This window comes from Microcoleus sp. B3-D2 (assembly GCF_036705345.1).
GTDB lineage: Bacteria > Cyanobacteriota > Cyanobacteriia > Cyanobacteriales > Microcoleaceae > Microcoleus.
The window spans coordinates 17,793-40,960 of sequence record NZ_JAUBUG010000005.1 but is presented as its reverse complement, the minus strand read 5'-3'; the positions used below and the strand labels follow the sequence as shown (position 1 = coordinate 40,960).

Annotated in this window: 25 protein-coding genes and 1 pseudogene; 18 read left to right on the top strand and 8 right to left on the bottom strand. The window is 45.5% G+C overall.

What is annotated here, in order from left to right:
- Position 1: 1 nt before the first annotated feature.
- Positions 2-1,378 (bottom strand): AAA family ATPase, encoded by a 1,377-nt coding sequence (locus tag QUB14_RS03300; RefSeq protein ID WP_333215206.1) that lies wholly within the window; start codon positions 1,376-1,378, stop codon positions 2-4.
- Between the two features lie 475 nt (positions 1,379-1,853).
- Here QUB14_RS03300 and QUB14_RS03295 point away from each other — a divergent pair, with 475 nt between their 5' ends.
- The gene (locus QUB14_RS03295) at positions 1,854-2,147 is read left to right on the top strand and encodes a TRADD-N-associated membrane domain-containing protein (protein WP_333215207.1); all 294 of its coding nucleotides are present in this window, start codon (positions 1,854-1,856) and stop codon (positions 2,145-2,147) included.
- 106 nt (positions 2,148-2,253) lie between these two features.
- Here QUB14_RS03295 and QUB14_RS03290 read toward each other — a convergent pair whose 3' ends face one another.
- Positions 2,254-3,216, bottom strand: coding sequence for a glycosyltransferase family 9 protein (locus QUB14_RS03290; RefSeq protein WP_333215268.1), 963 nt, complete (start codon positions 3,214-3,216; stop codon positions 2,254-2,256).
- A 172-nt stretch (positions 3,217-3,388) separates the two neighbouring features.
- On the opposite strand from QUB14_RS03290, the gene ispD reads away from it, so the two are divergent.
- From ispD to QUB14_RS03275, 3 genes are all read left to right on the top strand, one after another.
- Positions 3,389-4,081: a 2-C-methyl-D-erythritol 4-phosphate cytidylyltransferase gene (ispD, locus tag QUB14_RS03285; protein ID WP_333215209.1), complete on the top strand. Its 693-nt coding sequence runs from the start codon at positions 3,389-3,391 to the stop codon at positions 4,079-4,081.
- 251 nt (positions 4,082-4,332) lie between these two features.
- The gene (locus QUB14_RS03280) at positions 4,333-4,998 is read left to right on the top strand and encodes a Uma2 family endonuclease (RefSeq protein ID WP_333215211.1); all 666 of its coding nucleotides are present in this window, start codon (positions 4,333-4,335) and stop codon (positions 4,996-4,998) included.
- Entirely contained in the window at positions 4,995-5,327 is a 333-nt protein-coding gene (locus QUB14_RS03275; protein WP_333215213.1) for a hypothetical protein, read from the top strand. Before QUB14_RS03280 ends, QUB14_RS03275 begins: the two co-directional genes overlap by 4 nt.
- A gap of 155 nt (positions 5,328-5,482) precedes the next feature.
- On the opposite strand, the gene QUB14_RS03270 is transcribed toward QUB14_RS03275, so the two are convergent.
- Positions 5,483-6,418 carry a LysR family transcriptional regulator gene (locus QUB14_RS03270; RefSeq protein ID WP_333215215.1) on the bottom strand — a complete coding sequence of 312 codons (936 nt, stop codon included), beginning with the start codon at positions 6,416-6,418 and terminating at the stop codon, positions 5,483-5,485.
- A gap of 261 nt (positions 6,419-6,679) precedes the next feature.
- On the opposite strand from QUB14_RS03270, the gene QUB14_RS03265 reads away from it, so the two are divergent.
- The 4 genes from QUB14_RS03265 (at position 6,680) to QUB14_RS03250 (ending at position 9,284) form a co-directional block, all read left to right on the top strand.
- Positions 6,680-6,973: a hypothetical protein gene (locus tag QUB14_RS03265; protein ID WP_333215217.1), complete on the top strand. Its 294-nt coding sequence runs from the start codon at positions 6,680-6,682 to the stop codon at positions 6,971-6,973.
- A gap of 112 nt (positions 6,974-7,085) precedes the next feature.
- The gene (locus QUB14_RS03260) at positions 7,086-7,370 is read left to right on the top strand and encodes a hypothetical protein (protein ID WP_333215218.1); all 285 of its coding nucleotides are present in this window, start codon (positions 7,086-7,088) and stop codon (positions 7,368-7,370) included.
- 83 nt (positions 7,371-7,453) lie between these two features.
- A complete protein-coding gene (locus QUB14_RS03255) occupies positions 7,454-8,542 on the top strand; it encodes a tetratricopeptide repeat protein (RefSeq protein ID WP_333215219.1) in 1,089 nt (362 codons plus the stop codon).
- A 232-nt stretch (positions 8,543-8,774) separates the two neighbouring features.
- Positions 8,775-9,284, top strand: coding sequence for an N-acetyltransferase (locus QUB14_RS03250; protein WP_333215221.1), 510 nt, complete (start codon positions 8,775-8,777; stop codon positions 9,282-9,284).
- A gap of 243 nt (positions 9,285-9,527) precedes the next feature.
- On the opposite strand, the gene QUB14_RS03245 is transcribed toward QUB14_RS03250, so the two are convergent.
- Positions 9,528-11,105 carry an adenylate/guanylate cyclase domain-containing protein gene (locus tag QUB14_RS03245; RefSeq protein ID WP_333215223.1) on the bottom strand — a complete coding sequence of 526 codons (1,578 nt, stop codon included), beginning with the start codon at positions 11,103-11,105 and terminating at the stop codon, positions 9,528-9,530.
- Positions 11,106-11,193: 88 nt separating this feature from the next.
- Between QUB14_RS03245 and QUB14_RS03240 the strand changes: the two genes are divergently transcribed.
- The 9 genes from QUB14_RS03240 (at position 11,194) to QUB14_RS03200 (ending at position 17,647) form a co-directional block, all read left to right on the top strand.
- Positions 11,194-11,454 carry a hypothetical protein gene (locus tag QUB14_RS03240; protein ID WP_333215225.1) on the top strand — a complete coding sequence of 87 codons (261 nt, stop codon included), beginning with the start codon at positions 11,194-11,196 and terminating at the stop codon, positions 11,452-11,454.
- 270 nt (positions 11,455-11,724) lie between these two features.
- Positions 11,725-12,555, top strand: coding sequence for a prepilin peptidase (locus tag QUB14_RS03235; protein ID WP_333215227.1), 831 nt, complete (start codon positions 11,725-11,727; stop codon positions 12,553-12,555).
- Positions 12,556-12,616: 61 nt separating this feature from the next.
- Complete coding sequence (locus QUB14_RS03230) at positions 12,617-12,838, top strand: DUF2007 domain-containing protein (RefSeq protein WP_242719282.1); 222 nt, start codon at positions 12,617-12,619, stop codon at positions 12,836-12,838.
- Between the two features lie 115 nt (positions 12,839-12,953).
- Positions 12,954-13,904, top strand: a complete 951-nt coding sequence (gene accD / locus QUB14_RS03225; protein WP_333215229.1) for an acetyl-CoA carboxylase, carboxyltransferase subunit beta — start codon at positions 12,954-12,956, stop codon at positions 13,902-13,904.
- 384 nt (positions 13,905-14,288) lie between these two features.
- Complete coding sequence (locus QUB14_RS03220; RefSeq protein WP_006633443.1) at positions 14,289-14,480, top strand: hypothetical protein; 192 nt, start codon at positions 14,289-14,291, stop codon at positions 14,478-14,480.
- A gap of 145 nt (positions 14,481-14,625) precedes the next feature.
- Complete coding sequence (gene psbV / locus QUB14_RS03215) at positions 14,626-15,114, top strand: photosystem II cytochrome c-550 (RefSeq protein WP_333035576.1); 489 nt, start codon at positions 14,626-14,628, stop codon at positions 15,112-15,114.
- A 154-nt stretch (positions 15,115-15,268) separates the two neighbouring features.
- On the top strand, positions 15,269-15,769 hold the full coding sequence (gene psbV2, locus QUB14_RS03210; RefSeq protein ID WP_190663568.1) for a photosystem II cytochrome PsbV2: 501 nt from the start codon (positions 15,269-15,271) through the stop codon (positions 15,767-15,769).
- A 125-nt stretch (positions 15,770-15,894) separates the two neighbouring features.
- Positions 15,895-16,233: a cytochrome c6 PetJ gene (gene petJ, locus QUB14_RS03205; RefSeq protein ID WP_333215231.1), complete on the top strand. Its 339-nt coding sequence runs from the start codon at positions 15,895-15,897 to the stop codon at positions 16,231-16,233.
- A 409-nt stretch (positions 16,234-16,642) separates the two neighbouring features.
- Positions 16,643-17,647: a CHAD domain-containing protein gene (locus QUB14_RS03200; protein ID WP_333215233.1), complete on the top strand. Its 1,005-nt coding sequence runs from the start codon at positions 16,643-16,645 to the stop codon at positions 17,645-17,647.
- A 140-nt stretch (positions 17,648-17,787) separates the two neighbouring features.
- Here QUB14_RS03200 and QUB14_RS03195 read toward each other — a convergent pair whose 3' ends face one another.
- The 3 genes from QUB14_RS03195 to QUB14_RS03185 all read right to left on the bottom strand — a co-directional run bounded on the left by QUB14_RS03195 (position 17,788) and on the right by QUB14_RS03185 (position 21,184).
- Complete coding sequence (locus tag QUB14_RS03195; protein WP_333215235.1) at positions 17,788-18,285, bottom strand: 2TM domain-containing protein; 498 nt, start codon at positions 18,283-18,285, stop codon at positions 17,788-17,790.
- Between the two features lie 169 nt (positions 18,286-18,454).
- The gene (gene crtA / locus QUB14_RS03190; RefSeq protein WP_333215237.1) at positions 18,455-19,291 is read right to left on the bottom strand and encodes a cyanoexosortase A; all 837 of its coding nucleotides are present in this window, start codon (positions 19,289-19,291) and stop codon (positions 18,455-18,457) included.
- Positions 19,292-20,449: 1,158 nt separating this feature from the next.
- Positions 20,450-21,184 (bottom strand): PEP-CTERM sorting domain-containing protein, encoded by a 735-nt coding sequence (locus QUB14_RS03185; RefSeq protein WP_333215239.1) that lies wholly within the window; start codon positions 21,182-21,184, stop codon positions 20,450-20,452.
- Between the two features lie 1,435 nt (positions 21,185-22,619).
- Between QUB14_RS03185 and QUB14_RS03180 the strand changes: the two are divergent.
- Positions 22,620-22,853: pseudogene (locus QUB14_RS03180) on the top strand (DUF255 domain-containing protein); the annotation flags it as partial.
- 8 nt (positions 22,854-22,861) lie between these two features.
- Here the strand turns inward: QUB14_RS03180 and QUB14_RS03175 are convergent.
- Entirely contained in the window at positions 22,862-23,041 is a 180-nt protein-coding gene (locus tag QUB14_RS03175) for a 2TM domain-containing protein (protein ID WP_333215270.1), read from the bottom strand.
- Between the last annotated feature and the right edge of the window lie 127 nt (positions 23,042-23,168).

Sequence of the window (23,168 nt, the reverse complement as noted above, 5' to 3'; positions counted from 1 at the left end):
CTCACGCCATCTCCTTTTCTAAATACTCAGCAATCCGTTGATTTACTTCCTTAAAAATTTTCCGCTTTGCATCCATCTCCCGTTTGGCTTTCAGAAAGTCAAGGAAACTAGCATGATAGATGGTATAGCAGATTTCTCCTTCTACATTCTGCTTTTTCAAATACTCAACCCACTCATTTTCTAAAACCTGTGCCACATCGCATTCATCCACCTCGGCAATTCCAGCCATCATCTCGCAGGGAATCGGCGTGGCAATCTCAAGTAAAATATACAAGACAATCTCCATCAATTGCCCAGGCTTAGCTTCCAGCCCCATCCGCACCCAGTGGTTTTGATAATACTCTTGCAACCCGTCTGGCAATTGCTTTAAACTTAAGTCATTGTAATCGCCCTTAGCAATTGCTGGCAAAACATAGCGCAAATACATAAAATTATTTTCGCTTTTGTCGGCCATTTTCTGTACAAAAGTTGTATCGGGAATGCTGCGGGTTTGAATCCAGTTTCTCAGTCCATTTTTATAGTCATAATCGGCATCAAGAGCAAAGCGAATATATTCTTTGATATCATCCTGATTGAAATTAACATACTTGTTGTCTCTTAAATCAAACTCTTGTACCCGAACTCCCGGAGATACGGACAGCCGCTTATTTCCGAGGTTATAGGGTCGCCTCGTCAGCAGGAAATAAACCCCCTCTGGCAGAGTTGTCGGTAAATGTAAAAGATTTTCTCCCGCTTCTTGTTCGACTTCATCCAGTGCATCAACTGCAATTACCAAAGGTTGGCCAGCAGTGAGTTTTCCCGCCACCTTTGCCAGTAACGTCGGTAAATCCGCATCTGCTGAATTTGGCAATTGATAGCGGTCAATTAATTGCTGGCGAATGCTCTTCAAAAACAATTCTGGTCGGTTGCGGCGTTCGACGAGAATATTGAAATAGCAGGGAGATTTATGTTCCGAGACGTATTTAGCAACAATGGAACTTTTGCCCATTCCCGCATCCCCGATGATTGTAAAATAACCGTGAGGATTTTCCTTAATAAAGTCCTGAAAAGCCTTAAAAACAAATTGGCGACCGCAAAAAGTCTTAATTTTTTCTGCTATGAGTGATTCAAACTCTGGCGGCAGCGTATTTTCGGCATTCCAATCTTTGGGATCGACAATATCTGTCGGTTCTATTCCTAATGCTTTAGCAATATTCTCTACTGCCCCTTTTTCTACGCCATTAAGACATTTTCTTGTACCGAGTAAGCGCTGAATTGTGTCAGTGGAAACCGTAGCTTTTGTCGCTAGTTCTTCAATCGTCAGGTTAGCTTGCTTGTATGATTCTTTGAGCTTGCGTTTTCCAGTTGCACTCGATTGAACTTTATCGGATGGGCGCATAGTAGGTTTTTAGGTATGGTTGTTAGTTTTTCACTTAATTCGATAATTCGATAATCCCACAGGGGTTGAAACCCCTGTCTCATAGCGAAAGTCGTCTGAAGACGACTAAAGATTAGTATTTGAGTCGGTTTCAACCGACTTTTGCTATGAGCCAGGGAATTAATTCCCTGGCGGACTTCGGGAAAATCCCACAGTCCAAACTTACGCACTCAGACCAAAGAAACCGGATTTTTACGAAAATACTTCCCACTCACCCGTATTTTCGTAAAAACCAGGTTTCTGATTCCCCATTCGTAAATCCTAATTTAATTACTTCTTTCTGGCTAGGGCAGATAGGTTTGAATATCCTGCCCTATCTGCCCTAAACTTGAGGGCAAATCGCAAACTAAAACTAACCTTATCTGCCCTAGACTATGACTTTTTGCTTCAGTAGGATATCTGTAGAAAGATCAAACTACTAAGAGAGGAAACAGCCATGAATTTTAATTTATTCGGAAACTCGCAACCTGATGAAGATTATAGCGAAATTAAGAAACAAATCCTGCGAGAATCGTTGCGACAAGTTCGCCACAGCTACAATCTTGCTCTTTTTGTCACCGCCGCATCGGCAATGGTTATTTTCGGAGGGTTCGGACTTCTATTTTGTGAGAAAATCTCAGAGGCTACTCTCACTGCTTCGGGCGGATTGTTGACAAGTTTGGGCAGCGTTGAGTTTGCCAAGCAAAAGAAGAAGGAATTGCAGCAGATGATGGATGATTTGGAAGACTAACATCGAGTTTTAAATCGCCCGCTTCTTTCCTCGTCCCCCAGGCCTGGAAACCACCTAAATTGTAGGGACACGGCACTGCCGTGTCCTGGCTTAGATATCCTAGTTTTTAGCCGCCCCAAACCTTCTTCAAAACATCTTGAGGAGAGATGTCTGCCATTTTGCCAGTAGGAGATTTAATGCCCAAAAATCGATCGCTCTTTGGCAACAATTTCGCCGGTTCAGTCGGGCCGAACAAAGCTATTGTATAAGTTTGAACCGCCACAGCTAAGTGCATCGGCGCACTGTCAGTACATATCATCAAATTAGCAGCAGCAATTGTCGCAGCCAACTTGCCGACATCATCCGGCGAGATAACTTTTACATTTGGACATAACTCGACTAACTTTGTTACGAATTCTGCATCTTCTGGGCCTTTCACAACAACAACGGGCAAATTCGGCTGCCGCTGCTGACAATCTTCAATTATTTGCTTCCAGTTGTCTGTAGGGTAAATTTTGTCAATACCTTTAGACACAGCTAATTGACTCGAACCGCCGTGAATTAGAATGTAACCGCTTTCTTTTACGCCCAACCGCTGCTGTTCGGCTTCCGCCCACTGAATGTCCTGTTTAGGTACATTAATTGCGATCGCCGGACAAGGATTTGTAATGTTGAATCCTTGCAGCAAATCGTGGTACATTGAAGCCGCGTACTGTTCAGTTTTCAGCGGTATCGCAGCGGTGAGAAATCGAGCGCCGTTGGTTCCAGAATAGCCAACTCTCTGCGGAATGCCGGTCAGCCACAGCAGCAGCCCTACAGTCCACCGCTGGCCTAGGGAAATAACTGCTTCGTATTCGCGATCGCGAATTACGCCCAGTAAATTGCCCAAATCTGCCATAGCGTTGCGGTCTTTGAAATTGTACGTCAAGACTTCTTTGACGGATTTGCAGACTCGGTAAGCGCCCTTCGCCCTCGGTTCCACGATGACATCAATTTGCGCGTCGGGATAAGACTGCTTGAGGTCATCAAGAGTGGGGAAAAATAAAATTTGGTCGCCAATCCCGCCAGGGACAAGTGCTAGTATTCGCATCATAAACGATCGGGCTATTATTGATCGAGGTAGCTCTCAGAGATCGGCTCTCAACTATCAGCTTATAGTATTTATAGACCTTAAAAGCTACTGGCTGACAGCTAAACAACTGACTCAAAAGTACAGGACGCTCTTATTATATATATCTAGTTGGGTTAAAAACGGTTAGTAAATGCACTTATTAATTCCTGCAGCGGGTTCAGGGCGACGGATGGGGAGTCAGCGGAACAAACTGCTGCTGACTTTGCTCTCTAAACCTTTGCTGAGTTGGACTTTGGCTGCTGCTGAAGCTTCGCAGCACATTAGCTGGATTGGCATCATGGGCCAGCCAGACGATTTTCCTGATTTTAAAGCAATTGTGAGCGATTTATCTTTGCTTAAGCCCGTGGAACTGATTAAAGGAGGCGCCACCAGGCAAGAGTCAGTTTACAACGGTTTGCAGGCTTTGCCCCCCAATGCCGATCGAGTGTTGATTCACGACGGCGCGAGGTGTTTGGCAACTGCTGAATTGTTCGATCGATCGGCAGAGGCCCTCTTGACCTGTCCGGGCTTGATTGTCGCCGTCCCGGTCAAGGATACGATTAAGGTCGTAGATGAGCGTCGGATCGTGCGAGACACCCCAGACAGAAGCAATTTGTGGGCAGCCCAGACTCCCCAAGGATTTGAAGTGAAATTGTTAAAGCAGTGTCACCAAGAAGGGCGACAGAAAGGTTGGGAAGTTACCGACGATGCGGCTTTGTTTGAAAAATGCGGTTTACCAGTGCAAATTGTCGAGGGAGAAGAGACGAATTTGAAAGTCACAACGCCCGTAGATTTAGCACTAGCTGAATTTATTTTGCGACAAAGAGCAGAAAAAAGCAAATAGAATTCGTTGACTCATTTTAATAACGGGCAAGATGCCCGTTCCACAATCCATAATTTTATTAATTGTGGAAGAGCCATCTTGCCTGTTCGTTCCACAATCAATAATTTGTTAATTGTGGAACAGGCATCTTGCCTGTTCCTTTGCACCTGCTCTGGAACCTGTTCCACAATCAATAATTGGTTAGTTGTGGAACAGGCATCTTGCCTGTTCCTTATGTTATCTTAGAAATCTCATAGCTGGAAGTAAAAAATATGATTTCTGTTGCGCCGATCGCACCACCGTTACCCATAGGCGAACAGCGAGTGGTATTTAGAAATATTACTTGGCAGGGTTATCAACAACTGCTACAGATTTTGGGCGATAAACGAGCAGCTACATTGATATTCGACCGAGGAATTTTAGAAATTACCATGCCTTTAGAAGAACACGAATTTGCGGCACGCTTAATCGAACGACTGATTATTATTTTGGCTGTAGAGCTAGGTTTAAAAATCAAAACAATGGGTTCGACAACCCTCGATCGATCGGACTTAGAGCGCGGTGCAGAACCAGACAATGCCTATTACATCCAAAATCAGCCCCTCGTAGCCGGTCGTACAGTAGATTTAGCCACTGATCCGCCACCCGATTTAGTCGTAGAAATAGATATCACCCATACTGATATTAACAAGCTTGCTCTCTATGCCAGTATGGGAGTACCGGAGTTTTGGCGTTACAATGGTAGAGAATGGCGAATTTATAAGCTGGAGAACGATGAGTATTTGGAAGTATCGGTCAGCCCCACTTTTCCGATCGTGCCCAAGGAAAAGCTCTACGAATTCTTGGCAGCAGCACAGGTAGATGAAGTAGAAGCGGAAGTGAATTTCCGCAACTGGGTGAGAGAGATGACAAATATTAATAATACAAGTGGAGGATGAAAGGAATGCAATATAGCGGTAAATGGCGGATCACAGAGATGGCAATGTGGGATAGTGATTACTTGGACATGGAAGTTGAAGCGTATATCGAGATCGATCAAACAGGTTCAGGGGAATTTCAATTCGGTTTAGTATCAGGTGAAATTGACGGCGAAGTCGTAAAAGATGGAAAGGATCAGCGATTTGAGTTTACATGGGACGGTAATGATGAGAACGATCCTGCATCTGGTAGCGGTTGGCTCAAATTAAAGGATAAAAACTCGGTAGACGGTCGAATCAAATTCCACCAAGGCGACAGTTCTAGTCTTGTGGCAAAGCGCATGAAGTAGGCAATCAGCGATCGCACTATTGGTTATGCGATTTTTTTAAACAGCAGATATCAGCAGATAAAGGCAGATACAATCCCATCCGCGTTCATCTGCTGATATCTGCGGTAACAAAATCCAAATCTAACCAATAACCAATAACAACTGACTTAGGTTTTTCATGAAGGATTAATCGCAAACTCGCCCTCACTATCAACCTCTGCCGCACTTGTTGTCACGACATCCAAAAACGCAAACACGGCCGGAACTAACAGCGCATCCCTCAAAACAGCCACCCCAATTACCCTCTCAAAATCCGCCGGCAAACTGCAAACTTTCACCGAAGCAGGTATCGGTTCTGCGGCCAAACGGGGCAGAATTGCTGTACCCAAACCTTGCATCACCATACTGACAATAGTTGAATCTTCGCTGAGTTCGTAACCGATATTTAAGGGAAACCCCGAAGTGGTCAAATATTTGCGAAGCGGTATCGAACAAGGATTTTCTGCCGGCTGCAAAATCAGGGGATAGTTCGCTAATTCTTCCCAGGTAATCTTAGCACTTTTACATTGTCCATTCGGGGGCAGCAACACAACATATTTATCCCGCAAAATTTCTCTAGTTTCAAATTCATCGGAAATGGGAAGAGAGACAAAGCCGATGTCTGCTTTGCCCGAGCGCAAAGCTTCTTCCACAGCTTGGGTATAATAAACTTCGGTAATGCTGACGGCAATTTTGGGAAAGCAACTGCGAAATTTAGCAATAATACCCGGTAGGATATGAGTTGCGACACTCCGAAAACTAACTATCCGTACCTGGCCTCCCTGCAAACCTTTTTCTAAATCCGCTTCTTTGACCATCATTTCTAAGGCGCAGGCTATTTGACGCCCGTGAAGCAGCACCCTTTCCCCCACTGGCGTCAGTTGAGCACCGTGTCGCCCTCGGTGGAACAATTGCACTCCCAATTCCGTTTCTAAAGAGGCGATGGCGTGGCTGACGGCGGATTGGGACAGTTCCAATTGCAAAGCCGCCTCGCTAAAGTTTTCACAGTCTGCTACAGCTATCAAAGCTTGAATCTGAGAGAGTTTCATCCGCCGCGTATTGATTTCGTTCATAGCATTTGTGCCAGTAGTACCCAAATTGTCACAAGGGCTTCGATATATCGATTTTATTCATACAACCTATGCAAACAATGCTTTGATTGTCAATTGCCGCCGAGTTAAGGTTAATTTATCAGGTACCAGATAGACTTTTACAGGGCTTGCACGACAACAATCTTGTGCTGTAATTGCGGTTGATTTATTGCAGTTGAAAGCTATTTTTTGTAATTTTATTGGTGCAAATTTTGTAAAATTTATCACTTTAAGGTGTTGGCTATGTCTACTTACAAAAGTCGGATAAATCCCCGAAAAATGAGGTTTTTTTTGATTTCCGATCGATCTCAACCATCCGAAAAACAAAAAGGGCCATCTCTATTTTCAGCTATAAATCAAATTGGGCAGTTTTTGCTCTACCTCATTTCTGGTGAGGACGAACTGAGAATTTGGCAGGCGTGCGATCGCTATGGTAACACTTGGTGGCACGGTTGCGATCGGGCGACTGGTCGTTCTACCTGCGTGGCGACAGATGATGAAATGCGCGCTTGGATCGATCGGCGTTATTGCCAATAGTAGTGTGTGGGTTGCGTGGAAATGAAGTGAAATACAGCCCTCAATTAGCAATTACCCATTAGCAATTAGCAATTACCCATTAGCAATTACCAATTACCCAGTAGGAGATGCTATGCTTCAAATATCTTCCGAATGTGCAGCGCCCGTTAGCGGAGCCCTCGAAGAGGATCGCATTATTTTGATGGAAAACGAGGTATACAGATTGCCTCAAACTCATCAAGAAATTCAAGTTTTGTCAGGAATTGCTTGGATCACACTTGACCAACAGGACATCATCTTGCGTAGTCATGAAAAAGCATCGCTTGCACCCAGCAAAAACTTTGCTGTCATATCCGCTCTCAACAATATGCCGCTGATTCTGACACTCAGGCAAGACAAAAACCCAGTTAGAACCTAGCGACTGAAAAAAAAAAATCGGCAGGAACACCCCAAAGAGCTCTATCTTAATATGTATAACTTGGCTCTTGGAGGACTCGATCGGTGCACAGCCGCTCTTACCACTTCAGCTATATCACAGCTATCAGTATTGTCTTATCGCCCGCACTCAGCTTGCTAGCAATTTCAGAGGCTTGGGCTTATCCCCCAACCATCAATGCCAGGCGCGTCCAAGCGAGCGATTCCCTACGCGATAGCTTCGCTTCACTCGCTCAGGCAACAGACCCCAAAACGCAAGCAGACGAACTCTTTGAAACAGGAGTAAAACAGCACCGCGAGGGTTTGTTTCAAGAAGCTATCCAGACTTTTGAGCAAGTTTTGGCAACTCGCAAGCAACTAGGCGACAAACGGGGAATCGGAGAAACCCTCAACAATATGGGGGAAGTTTACGCGGAAATGGGTTCGCAGCCCAAAGCTTTGGAAGTTTTGCGCCAAGCTTTAGTCATTCACCGAGAAATCGGCGAAGGGTCTCGTATCGCGCGCACTCTCAATCTCATCGGTTTCGTCAACCGGGTTGCGGACAATTTTTCCGAAGCGATGAAACTGCACCAAGAAGCTTTGGAACTTGCCAAAACAGCCAACGACAAAATTGAAATAGCAGAGTCTTTTCACAACATTGCGGCCGTGTACGCAGAACAGGTCAATTACGCCAAGGCGATCGAATTTTACCAGCAAGCGCGCACGATTCGCACTGTTGAGGGCGATCGCCGCGATTTAGGCCGTACCCTCAATAACATGGGCGGCGTCTACTACAACATCGGCGACTTTAATAGAGCCATGGAGTTTTACCACCAAGCTTTAGCAATTCGTCGGGAAATCGGAGACAGGGCTGGCGTCGGTCGCCTCCTCAACAACATGGCACTTACCTCTCGCAAACTCGGCAAAGATACTCAAGCGCTGATCTATTTTCAGCAAGCAATACCGATGTTAGAAGCAATCGGCGACAAGACAAGTATCGGACGCTTGCTCAACAACATGGGCGCAATTCATGAAAGTCTCGGTCAATCTGCTAAAGCTCTCGAATCCTACGAGGGAGCTTTAAAAATTGCTCGTGATGGCGGTGACAAAGCCGGAGAAACTACGGCGATGGAGGGCATTAAACGATTGTCTTCCGGTCAGCTTGTGCCGCAATAATAACAGTTAAGCGGTTCGGCGTCTCGGATGAAAATTGGAAGCGCTCGACTAGGGCGGCGATTTGGCAGTAATCTGTCAGTGGTTGCATCATTGGTTGCCAAAAGTACATAGCTTCAAAAGAGTAAAAAACTTCAGGGGCGCTAGAATTTGATTAACATCACGATCGAAAGATAGAAACAGTTTCTGTAGCATTTCGTCGGCCCGATCGGCCACCAAACCATTAATCTAAGCTATGTATATCCGTACCGAAAAGCCAGAAGATTTAGAAGCTGTTCGCCAAGTTAATATTGCGGCATTCGGGCGAGAAAATGAGGCAAACTTAGTGGATAGATTACGGGGAATTGCATCTACATTTTCCTTCGTTGCCTTACCATCCGATCGCATTGTCGGACACATTTTATTCAGTCCGGTTGTCGTCGAAGGAAAATGTTCTAGCAATTTGTCGATTCTGGGGTTGGCACCAGTCGCAGTTCTTCCCGAATATCAGCGCCAAGGTATAGGAACGCTGCTGATCCAGCAAGGTTTAGAAGAGTGCAGGCGATCGGGATTTCAGGCAGTGGTTGTGCTTGGTCATCCAGATTTCTATTCGCGTTTTGGGTTCATTCCTGCTAGCAGAAAGAGCTTGAAATGTGAATACGATGTGCCCGAGGAAGCTTTTATGGTTTTGGAGTTAGAAAGTGGAGCTTTGGAGGATTGCAGCGGAACGGTGAAGTATCGATCGGAGTTTAGTCTATGCGAGTGATATTAATTCCGCCCTTCATGGGAATTATTCATCTCTCTGCGATCTCCCTCTGCGTTCTTTGCGTTCTCTGCGGTTAAATCATTCCAATGCAACCGGAACCGATCTGACGAAGTAGCGGTTTTTATTGTCATGTATCGTAAAAAATTATAAAAGTAACATTTAGTAGTCACAGTGGAAAGCGGTTGTGCTTTACTTGCCTTTGTGAACCATAAAACCTGTACAACCATTCCCCAGCAAAGTTATTTAAACGCCCCCTTTTCCCTTCTCCCCTTTTGCACCTTGCAAAGCAAAAATCGGAGTTTGAGCAGATTTCCCCTTTAGAGCAACAGATCCCAAAGCCTCGCAAATGAAGTTTAGCTCGATCAACTCACACACCCTTTCACCAATCAAAATTTGGTTTTCCCCCGCCTTGCTCATCAACCGAGCCGCCGTATTCACCGTATCGCCGAGGATATTAAACTCCCTGCGCCCTCGCGGTTCCCCAACCTCAGCAGCAAACACCGGCCCCCGGGACAGCCCAATTTGACAGCTTACTTTTACTTCTTCACCCGCGATAATTACCAGAGGCAAACCTGCAATGATATCTCGGATCGCAATCGCCGCACTAGCCGCGCGGCTGGCGTCATCCGTGTGAGCGTCGGGCACGCCAAAATAAATCAGCATATCCGAACCGTCTAAGTGCGCCGTTACTTTTTGCAACACGCCCCCTTTAGCTGAGACTACAGCATCGATCGACGCAAACACCCGAGAAAAACCCACTACCAGATTGACTTCTTCCTCCGGCGAAGCTTTGTCCACAGACTCCGGTAAACCAATCAAGTTGACAAACATCACCGTCGGTTCAGGAAAATCCGGCGGTATTTTGCGTTTATCGGCATTTTCAACCAGCAGTCTCAGGATCGTTTTGGGAATATAACTAGCAAGGGGTTCAAGCCGATTCACAGCTTCCCCGATTTCGCTTACCAAACCCGAAACGCTGCGATCGAGCAATACCGAACTCGGCATCCGCCGCCCAGTCAAAGTGATATCATACTCTCCGAGTCGATCGTCCGTGAAATCGTCCGCCACCAAAAAATAACCCTGTTTCCCGGGTTCAAAACGAAATTGCTCTCCCAATGACTCTCTAGCAGTTTCAGTCACACATACCCGCCCCACAGTCCCAGAACCCTCAGCTTGCTTAGCTTGCTGGACTGAATGCCCCAGCAGTACGTGAGCCATCCGCAGCGGCGTACCGATGTCAGCACTAATATAGCGGCCGCAGTGAATGCCCACCCGCATCCTCAAAGACAAAACACCCCGCGCCGTTTCAATATTGGCAAATTCCGCCATCGCCCGCTGCATCCGCAAACCCGCCCGCACCGCCCTCGCTGTATCCTCTTGGTGAATTCCTGACAGAAACTGCACCAGCATCGCATCTCCGGTAAACTCCAGCAAATCCCCGCCCGATTTGCTGACAATTTCAATCATTGAGGCAAAATAGTCGTTAATCACGCCCAGCAGCGTTTCAGCTCCCTTGCACCCCTGGGCCGCGTTCGCTTCCAACAGCGACGTAAACCCTGCCAAATCCGTGAACAGCAAGGTGCCTGTTTGCCACTGGTAGCGCACCTGGCCCGGGTTGGGCGGAGATTCGGACACGGGCCGGGGCACGTAGTCGTGGAGGATGTAGCGCAGAGTTCGCAGGTGATCGAAAACTCCCATTAGTGTTGCGGGGGACGGATCTACCCACGCAGCAGCGTACAGTTGAGCGGAAAGGAGCGATCGCAGCCGCAGTTCGAGCGCAGCTAAGGGAGGATTGTAGGTTAATCTATTAATAATTTCCACCTAGTCTATTCTTAAAAAATAAGGTAAGTTCGATCGCTCTAGTGGCAACACCAATAGTTCGACTTAATACCATTATGATAAGTTTCCAGTGAACCCATACCAACCCAACCCAAAACCCACGATAGAAACTTCCGAAAGTCACAGTTTGCTAGCTCCCGATTTGATCCGAGCTGCTCGCTCGGCCTATGGTATGTATCTAAAAGTGCATTCCGACCAGATGCAGCGTCCGGCCGGTGTAGTTGTGAGTCAAGGAAGCGATCGAGGCCAGGTAATTTTTGCTTCGCAGCCCGTTTTGTTGCCCGGTGAACGTTTTGTTACTTTTGACGAAATTGAATCTCAAATGTATTAATTGGTAATTGGGCATTGGGCATTGGGCATTGGGCATTGGGCATTGGGCATTGCGAGTTGGAAATTGACAACTAATATTTATGTTTGCTTGAACGATTGTCAAAAAATAGGTTTGTAGTGAGGACTAAAGTCCTCAGAATTTGACTCTTGACTAAAGTCCATACTACAAACCTTATGGGTAATTGACCAAACAAAATCTAACAATTAATAAATAACCACAGTCAACAGACAACAGACAACAGTCAACTTTCAACAGACAACAGACAAATTAATGGAAATTATCTTTAATTGCCTTGTCACGGCGATCGTCTTTATTTTTGGATCGGCTATTGGCAGTTTTCTAAATGTGGTAGTCTATCGGTTGCCTGCGGGTTTGTCGGTGATCCACCCTCCTTCTCGCTGTCCCAAATGTTTAAATCAACTCAGAAATTACGAAAATATACCCGTGTTCGGTTGGCTGTGGCTGCGGGGACGCTGCAATCACTGCCGCAGTCGGATTTCTGCCCGCTATCCGCTGGTGGAAGCAGCTACGGGTTTGCTGTTTTTGTTAATCTTCTGGCGGTTTGGCGTAACAGTGCAAACTCTTGGTTTTTGGGCTTTGTTTAGCTGGCTGTTGGCTTTGTCTTTGATTGATTGCGATACAATGACTTTGCCTAATTCTTTAACTCGATCGGGTTTGGTGGTCGGATTGGTTTTCCAAATGGCGAAAGGTTGGTGGCCGACATTTAGTTTGATCGACTCGATACAGTATCTGGTACTCGATGGGATCGCGGGAGCAGTTGTCGGGTTGTGGCTGTTTGACGCGATTGGACTCGCCGGCACGATCGGACTGGGGCAGAATGCTATGGGCGCCGGAGATACCAAATTGGCCGCCTTGATGGGAGCTTGGCTGGGCTGGAAATACTTGCTGCTAGCGGGATTCATCGCCTGTTTAGCCGGGGCTTTTGCCGGTGGCGGGGCGATCGCCCTCGGCTTGCTCGATCGGCGTCAACCCATGCCTTTCGGCCCCTTTCTGGCTCTCGGTGCAGCAATTACTGCTCTGTGGGGGGAAGCGATCTTATCTACTTACTTACATTTGTTTTTCCCGAATTTTAGTTTCTGATCGGCAGGCAGTCAGGCGCGATCGAACATAATATTGTCTCAAAAATTGGTAAAATTGTTCCGTGTCTTGGATTACACTTACAACTACTAGCTTTCGTTGGGAAGCGGAATTAATGCAGCAGCTCCTAGCTGCTCATGAAATCCCGGCCCGGATTGTAGACTTGGGCATAGCATCTTATTTGGGGGCTGGAAGTGCTACAGCCCTGCAAGTTCTTCCAGAACACCAGCGAACTGCATCGCTCCTCATCAGTCCCGTTGAAGATGAGTCTGAATCTGGTGATTAGTCATTAGTCATTAGTCATTAGTCACTGAACAACTAACAATTGACAACTAGCAACTAACAACTAACAATTACTAATTACCAATTACCAATTACCAATTACCAATTACCAAGTTTTAATGTCTCTATTTGATTGGTTTGCAAATCGACGAAAATCAGTACCGAACTCCCAAGAACGGCCGGAACGAGAAATTGCGGACGGACTTTGGAATAAATGCGAAGCTTGCGGTGCCCTCAGTTATACCAAAGACCTGCGAGCAAATCAAATGGTTTGCTTGGAATGCGGGCATCATATCAGAGTTTACAGTGACGATCGCATCGAGCAGTTGATCGATCCCAATACCTGGGTACCCCTTAACGAAGGACTGCACGCCACCGATCCCCTGAAATTTCGCGATCGAAAAAAATATAGCGATCGGCTCCGAGAATTTCAAGAAAAAACAGGCCACCTAGACGCCGTAGAAACAGGCATCGGCAAACTAGAAAATTTGCCAGTCGCCCTCGGAGTCATGGAATTTCAGTTCATCGGCGGCAGCATGGGCTCAGTTGTCGGAGAAAAGCTAACTCGCCTCATCGAACACGCCACGCGGGAACGCTTGTCCGTGATCATTGTTTGCGCTTCCGGTGGTGCAAGAATGCAAGAAGGAATGCTCAGCTTGATGCAAATGGCTAAAATTTCCGGGGCTCTGGAACGCCACCGGGAAGCCAGACTGCTTTACATCCCGATTTTGACCCACCCGACCACCGGCGGCGTCACCGCCAGTTTTGCCATGCTGGGAGACATTATAATTGCAGAGCCAAAAGCTACTGTGGCCTTTACGGGCGGCCGGGTAATCGAGCAAACTCTGCGGGAAAAGCTGCCGGAAAATTATCAAACTTCCGAATACTCCTTCGCCCACGGTTTTGTAGACTTGATTGTACCTCGGACTCAATTAAAGAAAACTCTCGGTCAGCTCATCAGCCTCCACCAGCCACAGCCTTTCTTGGCAGACTCGGAATTCCCCGCCCTCAATGGCAGCGACAACCACGCTTTGCCTCCGCAGACTCATGCTTTCAAACTTTCTCCCTAAGCTGCCGCGCCGGAGGATTGTCTGTTGGTGAGTGCGGGGCACAGAGGGAAATTTCTGAGGAATGGCGAAAAACCCGGCTTCTACCAAAAATATTGAGTTTGTTAACGAGACGTTCACGCAGACACCGGGTTTTGAGCCCCATCCGCGCAACTCCTATTGGTAATAACGACGCAGCAGTGGGATGATATTGATCGGAAGTTGATTGGCCCTGGAGTTTGGCTGGGCAAAAATGCCTAGTCGCAGTTAGCGGTTAGTTAGCTTGCGATAGATCAAACAAAATCTCAGAACAAACTAACAAAACAAGCTAACAGCGCTTTCTCAAATTGTCCGGCTTTCAGTTAATAGCCGTCAACTCAATTTTGACCTGTCAGCGACCTAAAAATTATGGGTTTTGCAGACCTGTCCATCGCAGAAATAGCAGAGGACTTCAACGTCCCTGTTGAAGACGTGATCCGCTTGTGCGATGAGTTGGAAATTGCCTACAAGCACCCTCAAACCCGTTTGGCTTTAGAGGATGTTAAGGCAATTATGTCCACTCTCGAAAAAAGGCGCGACTCAAAACTTCTTGCAGATTAGCTCGCAAAATTCCTCTACCTTTAAAGGTATAGCTGCACAAACTTTCGCCAGTTGTTGCAGAATCAGGGAATTTTGAACACACATCTGTTTGCCAGCTACGATCTCTTAGCGTTCAATAATTTGCCGGATTTTTTTAAGGAGAACCATGCTTAAAAGATATTTCATTGCTCTGACCGCTGTATTCTTGAGCTTTCAGTTATTTGTCAGCAGTGCGATGGCTGTCGAACTGAGTCCTGAACTTCGCACTGTGACTTTGAATGACAAGGGTGCTCCGGTAGTGCTGAGCCTCAAACAAGTTCAGCAAGGCAAACGCCTCTTCAATTCGGCTTGCGCTCAATGTCACGCTGCGGGCATGACAAAAACTGACCCGAACGTGAATTTGAGCCCGGAAACTCTGGCTTTGGCCAACCCGCCCCGCAATAATATTGAGTCGCTGGTGGACTTTATGAAAAATCCCACCACTTATGACGGGTTTGAGGAAATTTCGGAACTGCATCCGAGCATGAAGAGTGCGGATATTTTCGCTGAGATGAGAAATCTCTCGGATGACGATTTGTACGCGATTGCCGGTCACATTCTGTTGCAGCCAAAAATTGTCTCCAAGCAGTGGGCTGGTGGCAAAGGCGCTCGCTAATCGATTTTAGATTTTAGATTTTAGATTTTGGATTTTGGATTGAGAGAGGGCTGAAGTTCGGCAAGAATTGCTGGCTGGTCGTTTTTCGCTCTAACATCTGAAATCTAAAATTTACCTCCGGCTCATTGATTATCGCAAAAGGTTGTAGTCCCTCATGCTGCGTCGTGGTGCTTTTGTCTGCTTTCTGTTGGGGATGTTAATTATTTTGCCACTCGTGCTGTTGGCTCCTCAACCTGTTTTGGCTGCTGCCGATTCTTACGTGAATAGGTATTTACAAGCCAGCGAACCTGTGGCTCTGGAGTTGGACTCTGAGGGACATACTCGCTTGTTTTCAGCTCAGGATTTGTCTGCGGGCAAGGTATTGTTCGAGCAAAATTGCCTGAATTGTCACGTCGGAGGAGCTAATTTGCCCGATCCGACGATATCTCTGTCTTTGGCTGACCTCAAAGGGGCAACGCCTCCCCGCAACAACATCAATAGTCTGGTGGCGTATCTGAGAGAACCGATGACTTATGACGGTACTGAGGAGACTTTTTGGTGCCGCCAAGTGCCGGAAAGCTGGATGCCACAGGCTGAGATTGAAAATTTAGCGGCTTTTGTGATCCGGGCTGCTCAGAAAGCTCCGGGCTGGGGCGTGGAGAATTTTGAGAGTTGAACTGCCACTGCCAAAAAGTGGTAAATTACTCGGAAGAAGGCGATACGAATGCGCGATCGCGCCTGTTTTAACAGGTAAAATATCTAAAGAATCACCCTTTGCGTGTCCATTAGAGGAGAACTGCGTTGAAAAGACTCTTATCGATCGCCCTATTAGCGTTCGCAATTTTTACCGTCGGCTTTGGCCGCCCTGCTTTGGCAGGAGATGCCGCTAACGGAGCTAAAATCTTTAGCTCGAACTGTGCTGCTTGTCACATCGGTGGCGGCAACGTGGTTATGGCCATGAAAACCTTGAAAAAGGAAGCTCTTGAGAAGTACGGTATGAATTCTCTCGAAGCTATTACCACTCAGGTAACTAAGGGCAAAAATGCTATGCCTGCTTTCGGCGCCAAGTTGAAGCCCCAACAAATCGAGGATGTAGCAACCTACGTGCTCCAACAATCTGAGAAAGACTGGAAAGGCTAAACTGCCTCTTTGAAGTCGGGCAGCCTGGGCGGGTTTGATTTAATTTAAAACTTGTCCTCCCGATCGCACCCTCTCTCACCCTTTGGCGAATAAATATCGGTTTGCAGCGATCTTAACCTATTTGGGAAAGCGCGCCAGAAATCTGATTTTTATGAGCTCAAGGGTGAGGGAGGGTAATTTTATTTTAGATTTTAGATTTTAGATTTTAGATTGAAGATTGAAGATTTTAGATGGAAGATTTTAGATTGCTAAATGCTGACTTTGTATAAACTGTCAAGCACCTTATATTAAGATTTATGTATGAAAGCGGGTCATAAATTGGGGTTGTGTGCTAGGATATAAACCCTTTACTAGCAAAGCCTTGAAATCCAAATTAAAGTCGATCGGGGATCGGGAATCTACACCTGCCATGAACGTAAAAACATCAGCAAAAGTTAAAACTCAAGTTAAAACTCTCGGAGACGCTGCATCTGGGGCGATTGAGAAATATTTCCACAAAAGTGTAGCGCACGAGGCTGAAGTTATCAAAGACAAAGACGCGGAAGAACTTCATCAAATGCGCGTGGGATTGAGACGTTTGCGATCGGCTGTGACGGGTTTTGCTCCGGTTTTAGACTTGCCAAAAGAGGCTTCGGAAGGCAAAATTGGTAAGGTGGGGCGGATTCTGGGAACGCTCAGGGATTTGGATGTGATGCTCGAAAGTCTCCAAAACCGCTATTACCCGAATTTGCCGACTGAAGAACAGGAAGTTTTAGATAAAGCTTTGTTGAATTTGCTCAAACAGCGCCACCGGGCTTTGAAAGGGGTGAGGGCGATTTTAGAGCACAAAAGCTACGAATCGCTGAAGCAGTCGATCGAGGATTGGCTGGAAAAACCGAAATTTCAGGCGATCGAACATTTGCCAATTGCTGAGGTTTTGCCAGATTTACTGTTACCTCAAGTCAGTGAGTTTTTCCTGCATCCGGCTTGGCTGTTGGGCACGGAATATGAGGATGGCAAAGTTAAAGTTGCTGATGATTTGAATGCTGAGGCTGTCGAAGAGAAGTTAGCAGCCGAGGGAACTATTCTGCACGATTTGCGGAAGCAAGCTAAGCGAGTTCGCTATTTGATGAATCTGTTTGGGGATTTTTACAGCGAGACTTACGAAGTTTATGTCGAAGATGTAAAAGCTATTCAGGAATGTTTGGGCGATATTCAAGACAGTGAAGTTTTAGGCGAGTTTCTGACAGAGTTTGTCGATCGCGATCTGAAAAAAGAGTTGCCGAAGTTGGCTGGTTTGTTAGCCGAAAATCGCTATGCAGCTTGGCAAAAATGGCAGATTTTGCAGCGTCGGTATTTGAGTTCGGAAATTCGGCAAGGTTTTCGATCTGCTTTAATTCATCCTGTGGTTGAAGATGCTGCTAAGCTCGATTAGCCGTAACTATAACGCGCCAATCCGCGATTTATAAAAGGATTCGCGGATTTAAAGTGCGATCGCGCCTTGGGAAGGAAAAGGGCGAGCGCTTTTGAGTATGACGTAAAATAAAGGGCGAGCGCGTTTTTTACCATAGCAAATCAAGACTGCAACCACTTCATCAACTTATCTGTCGCAGTGCCGATAGACTGTCCCATCTGTTTCTTCAACCGCCACCGCTGAAACGCTTTTTCGTAATCTTCCCCTTCAGTTTGATAAACATTCCAAGCATTCAGCGACAAGCCCAATCCCCACGTTAGTAAAATGAAAAGCGACCAAGAAAGCTCGTGGGCTGCTGCTAGATTAAACAAAACTAAAAAAGTATTAATAATGCCGTACTTTGTCACATTTTTCTGCAATTTGCGACGACGGAAAGCGTTAAAAACTAGCTTTTCTTGAACTTCTCCTCTAGTTGCTAACCATTGCTGTTCCGCCGCCACAATATCCTGTTCGGAAATGCCCAATTCCGCTGCAATCTCGAAAAGCTGGACTCTGGATAATTCCCCTTCATCCTGTCGCCGCGCGATCGCAAGCTGTAAAATACCCTGAGCATCCTCTGAACCGTAAATGTGATTTATTTGACTTTCATTTGTGGCCATAACAGGTTTCCTATAATTCCTGACATCCTTTCTATGATAGATATAGACGCAGTTAAACGACAGGTAGTGACATTGGCGGATTTCAACACCCGGACATTTGAGTGAGGGAGACTCTTGACTATGGGAGGGGAAATCGAAGAACCGATATATTACCTCAAATTGCAACTAATTAATTTCCCGAAGTTTGACTAAGTTTGCTATCTCGTTTCAACATAAATTGATAAAATATCCCAAACAAAATCACCGCAATCATTCCCACGACTAAAGAACCTTCACCCTCATGCCAATATTTAAACAAATCTAGGCGCTGAGATGCAACTAACAAGGCCATTCCCGCCACTCGAAAAACATTAACAATAAAACCACAAGCAACAGCCACACCTACTATCAAAGCTTTATTTTGTTTAGTAGGAAACATCACCAAACAAACTACAGATAAACCTAATAAGTAATTCATTGCCTCTATACCCGAACAACCCCCATTTACCAACACCCTTCCTGTCGGTAAAGCCACATAATTACCGTCACGTGTTACATCAAAACCGACATACCACAAAGAATAATAAGCAAATTTAGCAGTAAGCGAGGTAATAAAATCCACTAAAGGTAACGTAATGACACTGGGGGTGCCATGAAAAAATAGTATTACCAATTCACGCCAATATAGTTTTAAGTTATGAAAACCTACCGCAAGTAGGCTCAAACCTAAACCAGACAAAAAAGGTGCAAGTCTTAAAAAAGGATCGAATTTACTGGAAACCACAGCACTTTTAAATAAAATAAAAGCTATTAATAGCGTCCCTGCTACTCTCGATAATAGGTCACTTTTTATCTCACTCTGTTTGAGAATATCCTGGTTGTCCCAAAGCAGGGAACCCACAGCGAACCAAAAAACTATACTCATCCAAAAATGAGCAATATCGTCCAGTTTCCACAGGAGTGTCATATTCAGAGTTACTAAAGCTGTGGCGATAATGATGAGCGAAAAAAGTTTTCTATTGAACATTTTAGATATTAGTTATTAGTTGATTGATGAGAGCCATACTTCGGACAGTTTTTGATTGCCAACCCAACCGTAGAATAAGGGTTTCCAGTCGAGGCGGCAATCAAAGTACCAACGAAAAATCCCGCCGGGTTTCAGACTACGAACTAAAAACAGTCCAGACTATTGTTATATCATATCATAAAAATAGTAGGAGATGTGGCCAACTCATTAGCTTGAAACCCTCCTACGGAGAGGAATCGGAGGATTTTAAGGGTCGTAAATTTTTTAGATGAGGTTAGTAGACACTCTGGAATTTGATGGGTGGTGAAACTCAGAGGCAACGCATAGCTCAGCATTAGGACACCTAGTGAAAAGACTGCTACTCGAAATGATTGGTTGGGTGTCTAGCACTTGCTTACTCAGCCGCTGTAAGCAAAGACTAAAAAGGGAGTGAATCAACAATACTTAAAAATAAGTAGCCTTAATGAGGCTTGGATTTCTTGAGAGTAGACGCAATTGGCACCGCGCACAGTGTGACACTGAGGTTCGAGTAAATAAGGCTGAGCGAGTTAGAGTTCGAGCAATGATCGATGATGATTATCTCCTTTTAAAGAATCTCAGTGTCTTTAGATCGAAAATTATTAAGAAACAGCCTTGCGGTATTTCTTAAATGTGCTGTCTAGGGGCGATTTGACGGGAGCATCTCAATAAAAGCAGCCAAGCTAGAAATTGGAGTTGGAAGCCAGGAGCCAGGAGCTAAGAGGAAAGAGGAAGAAGCAAGGAGGCTGAAGAAGTGTTTTTACAAATATGAGATGCTCCCGACTTGACGTTCAATACAACTACTCTGCTGTGCTGTAATTACGCCATCCATCTAGCGATGATTGGCTCTTTAACTGTGCCGCATCAAGTCGGATTAGTCGGTTGCGGAGATTGCTCGCCCTCTAAGATGTTTCAATGCCTAGTTGATATACTTAATTCCCTGGACTCAATTATAGATCTTAATAACAGCCGTAGCGCTGCAAATGTGTTTGACACCGGCTTCCAAGTCCGGGGTTTTCACGGTGGCGCACTATTAGATAATAAGAAACCTGGTTTCTTGGTGAAACCAGGTTTTTAGTTCTCTCATAAAATAATCAGTTTGACATCAAGCCAGGATGGAAAACCAGTTGAAAGGATAGCCTATTCAGCTTTTTTGGCCTGCTCGCGTTGCTTTTTGAACATAGTACCAAACCCAACAGCGGCTCCAGCAGCAAGCATTGTTAAAGGTTCAGGAGTAGCTTCAGTGTTGGCAGCACTAATGGTGCTGACGAAACTATCGCTATACTCAGCTTTAGGACCAATACCCTGGACGTGCAACCCTAATCTTAAAGTACCAGCATTCAATGCGGAAACTACATTATTATAATTTCCCGTAAAACTCAACGCCAAAATCTCACCACCGTGAACACCGTTAGACGCAGCACCTTTTTTCGTAGCTGAAAAATCAGTAGACCAAGCACTAAGGTTCCCACTTTGTGCCATATTAGCAGTTCCAGTATCTTCAAAATTAACTCGGTCAGTATTACCAACATCAACGCCAAAGGCGCTCAATAAATTGCTATTAGAACCTGTGTCAAAGTAAACTGCACCAATAAACATGTCGGCTAGGGATGTATTATTTGCAATGTTGAAGATAACGTTATTTGAGCCACCATCTTTGACATCAAAGCTAAACTGGTCAGCATAAGTATCTCCATACGTATTATCCCCACCACCTATATTACCAAAGCTGAAGGCAGAGGCAGGTGCTGCGGATACTGCACTAAGAGCGGCGACACCGGCAACAGCTAAAATAGATTTGACTAAGTTTAATTGGAATTTCATGGTTGACACCGTTATTTTTAAGTTGACTGGAAGCAGGTTTTTTTCCTTCACATATTCAATCTAAACCCAAGCACAAGTTAATGCAAGTAGTTTTGATAAAGATTCGATGAAGATTCAGAATACGCTGTTTGGATTTAGCCAAAGTGCCTAAATAGATGAGTTCTAGCTAGCCATTTGCTATGGCTTACATCAAAAAATAGGGGTGCTGCCACCCGGATTTTAGTCCTGACTTTTCTCTATATCAAAAAGCTATAACCCACCTTCCTAAACTGGGTTTTTACACAGCATAATTACTGATAAAACTATTTTTAAGCTCTAAATTATGCCCTTAAAAAGTTTTTGATCCGTTAATGTACGGTAGAAAAGTTTAAGTGAGAGCTTGATTGCTAGGTAAAAATAGGTAAAAACCGATGGTGACAGTTGAAGCTGCGGAATGTGGGCTATAACTCAGGACAAAATCTTGGATAGTATTCGGTGCGTCGATTCTCGCTTTCCGATTCAGCAACAAGCGCCATTTAGACTCATATGTTGCACGATTACCAAGAATCCGCTCTCCGGCCCGTTCTACAAAGAATGAGTTTTCTTGTGGGGAGTAGGGGGTGGGCAGGAGATCCCGCCCAAAACAGGCTTATCGATCGTGGTGCAACATCTCAGTTTAGAGACCAATGGTTTCGGTGGTCGTTATTATGTGTGACGCCGGAACTTTGACCGACTAAAAGGACGACTCGACTTTCTGGGACATAGTTTTCGGCACGCCTCTGCGGTAGAAGCGGCGCTGGCAGTTACCTAAAAATGTCGGCGTTGCACAATTTGAGGATGATTCTTGTGGCGTGTCCCGCCTGCGGTGAAAATACACGCCTTCGGGCTAGGAGAGCCCATCCCACAAAAAAATCAAAATCATCCGGCAATTAGGCAACGCCAAAATGTTGGGACTAACAATTCTATTTCTGGGTCTGCTTGCGCTAAAAATTTGTTAATATTATTTTTTGGAAAAAACTCAATTCCTAGATTTGACGGTGACAAGCAAGTTGAAAGACTTGACGCAGTAAGGGTTTGAGTAGCTTGTCATCAAAAAAATGTGTGCGTGCGATCGCTAATTTCTAGACTTTTTGCAGGGTCTAATCACGATCGTTCGTGTTCGCTACCATTTAAATGGTTAATAAACTTGTGATAATTACTACTCTCTTGAGGGAGGTTCAAGAGCCTAAACCCTCTAAATATCAAGGTTTCAGCGGGTTTCTCACTCCGTCAATTCCCCGATTCAGTTTGGCACTGTTTGAGGACAGCAGGAGGAACCGTCGCAGTCAGCAAAAATTTTCCCAGCCGTTGATTGAAGGTTCTCCGAGACGATCGACTCATTTGACATCTAAATTATCAGCGATCGTATGAAAACAGGATGATCGGCAGCAACTCAGCTAAAACATCTCGCGCTAAACTGCTAGAGAACTGACAAGCTTACCCCGCACGAGTTCAAGTGGATTTGATTGTGGTCAACCGTCTTGCTCAATCCCAAACCCTTTATCTGCGAAAACACGCCGAAAATCCGATCGACTGGTGGGCCTGGTGCGACGAAGCCTGAGAAATGACCTGGAGGGAAAATAAACCGATTTTTCTGTCAATTCGCTACTCTAGCTGCCACTGGTGTAGGGTGATGGAAGGGGAAGGATTTTGCGATCGCGCGATCGTCCAATACATGAATTCGCACTTTATACCGATAAAAAGCGCTTTTCACTGTCCCACCTGTTTCTTCAACCGCCACCGCCCAAACGCTTGTTCGTACTCTTCCCCTTCAGTTGGATAAACATTCCAAGCATTCAGCGACAATCCCAAGCCCCACCTTAGTAAAGTCAACAGCGACCAATCAAGCTCGTGCACTGCTGCTATAGCAATCGTAAATAAGTTGTAAATTTTTTACCCCACCCCAACCCTCCCCGAACTCGCGGGGAGTCCGTAAGAAATTCACAAATGATGCGAGGATTGCTATAACAGGTTTCCGATAATTCCTGACATCCTTATATATGAAAGATATAAGCGC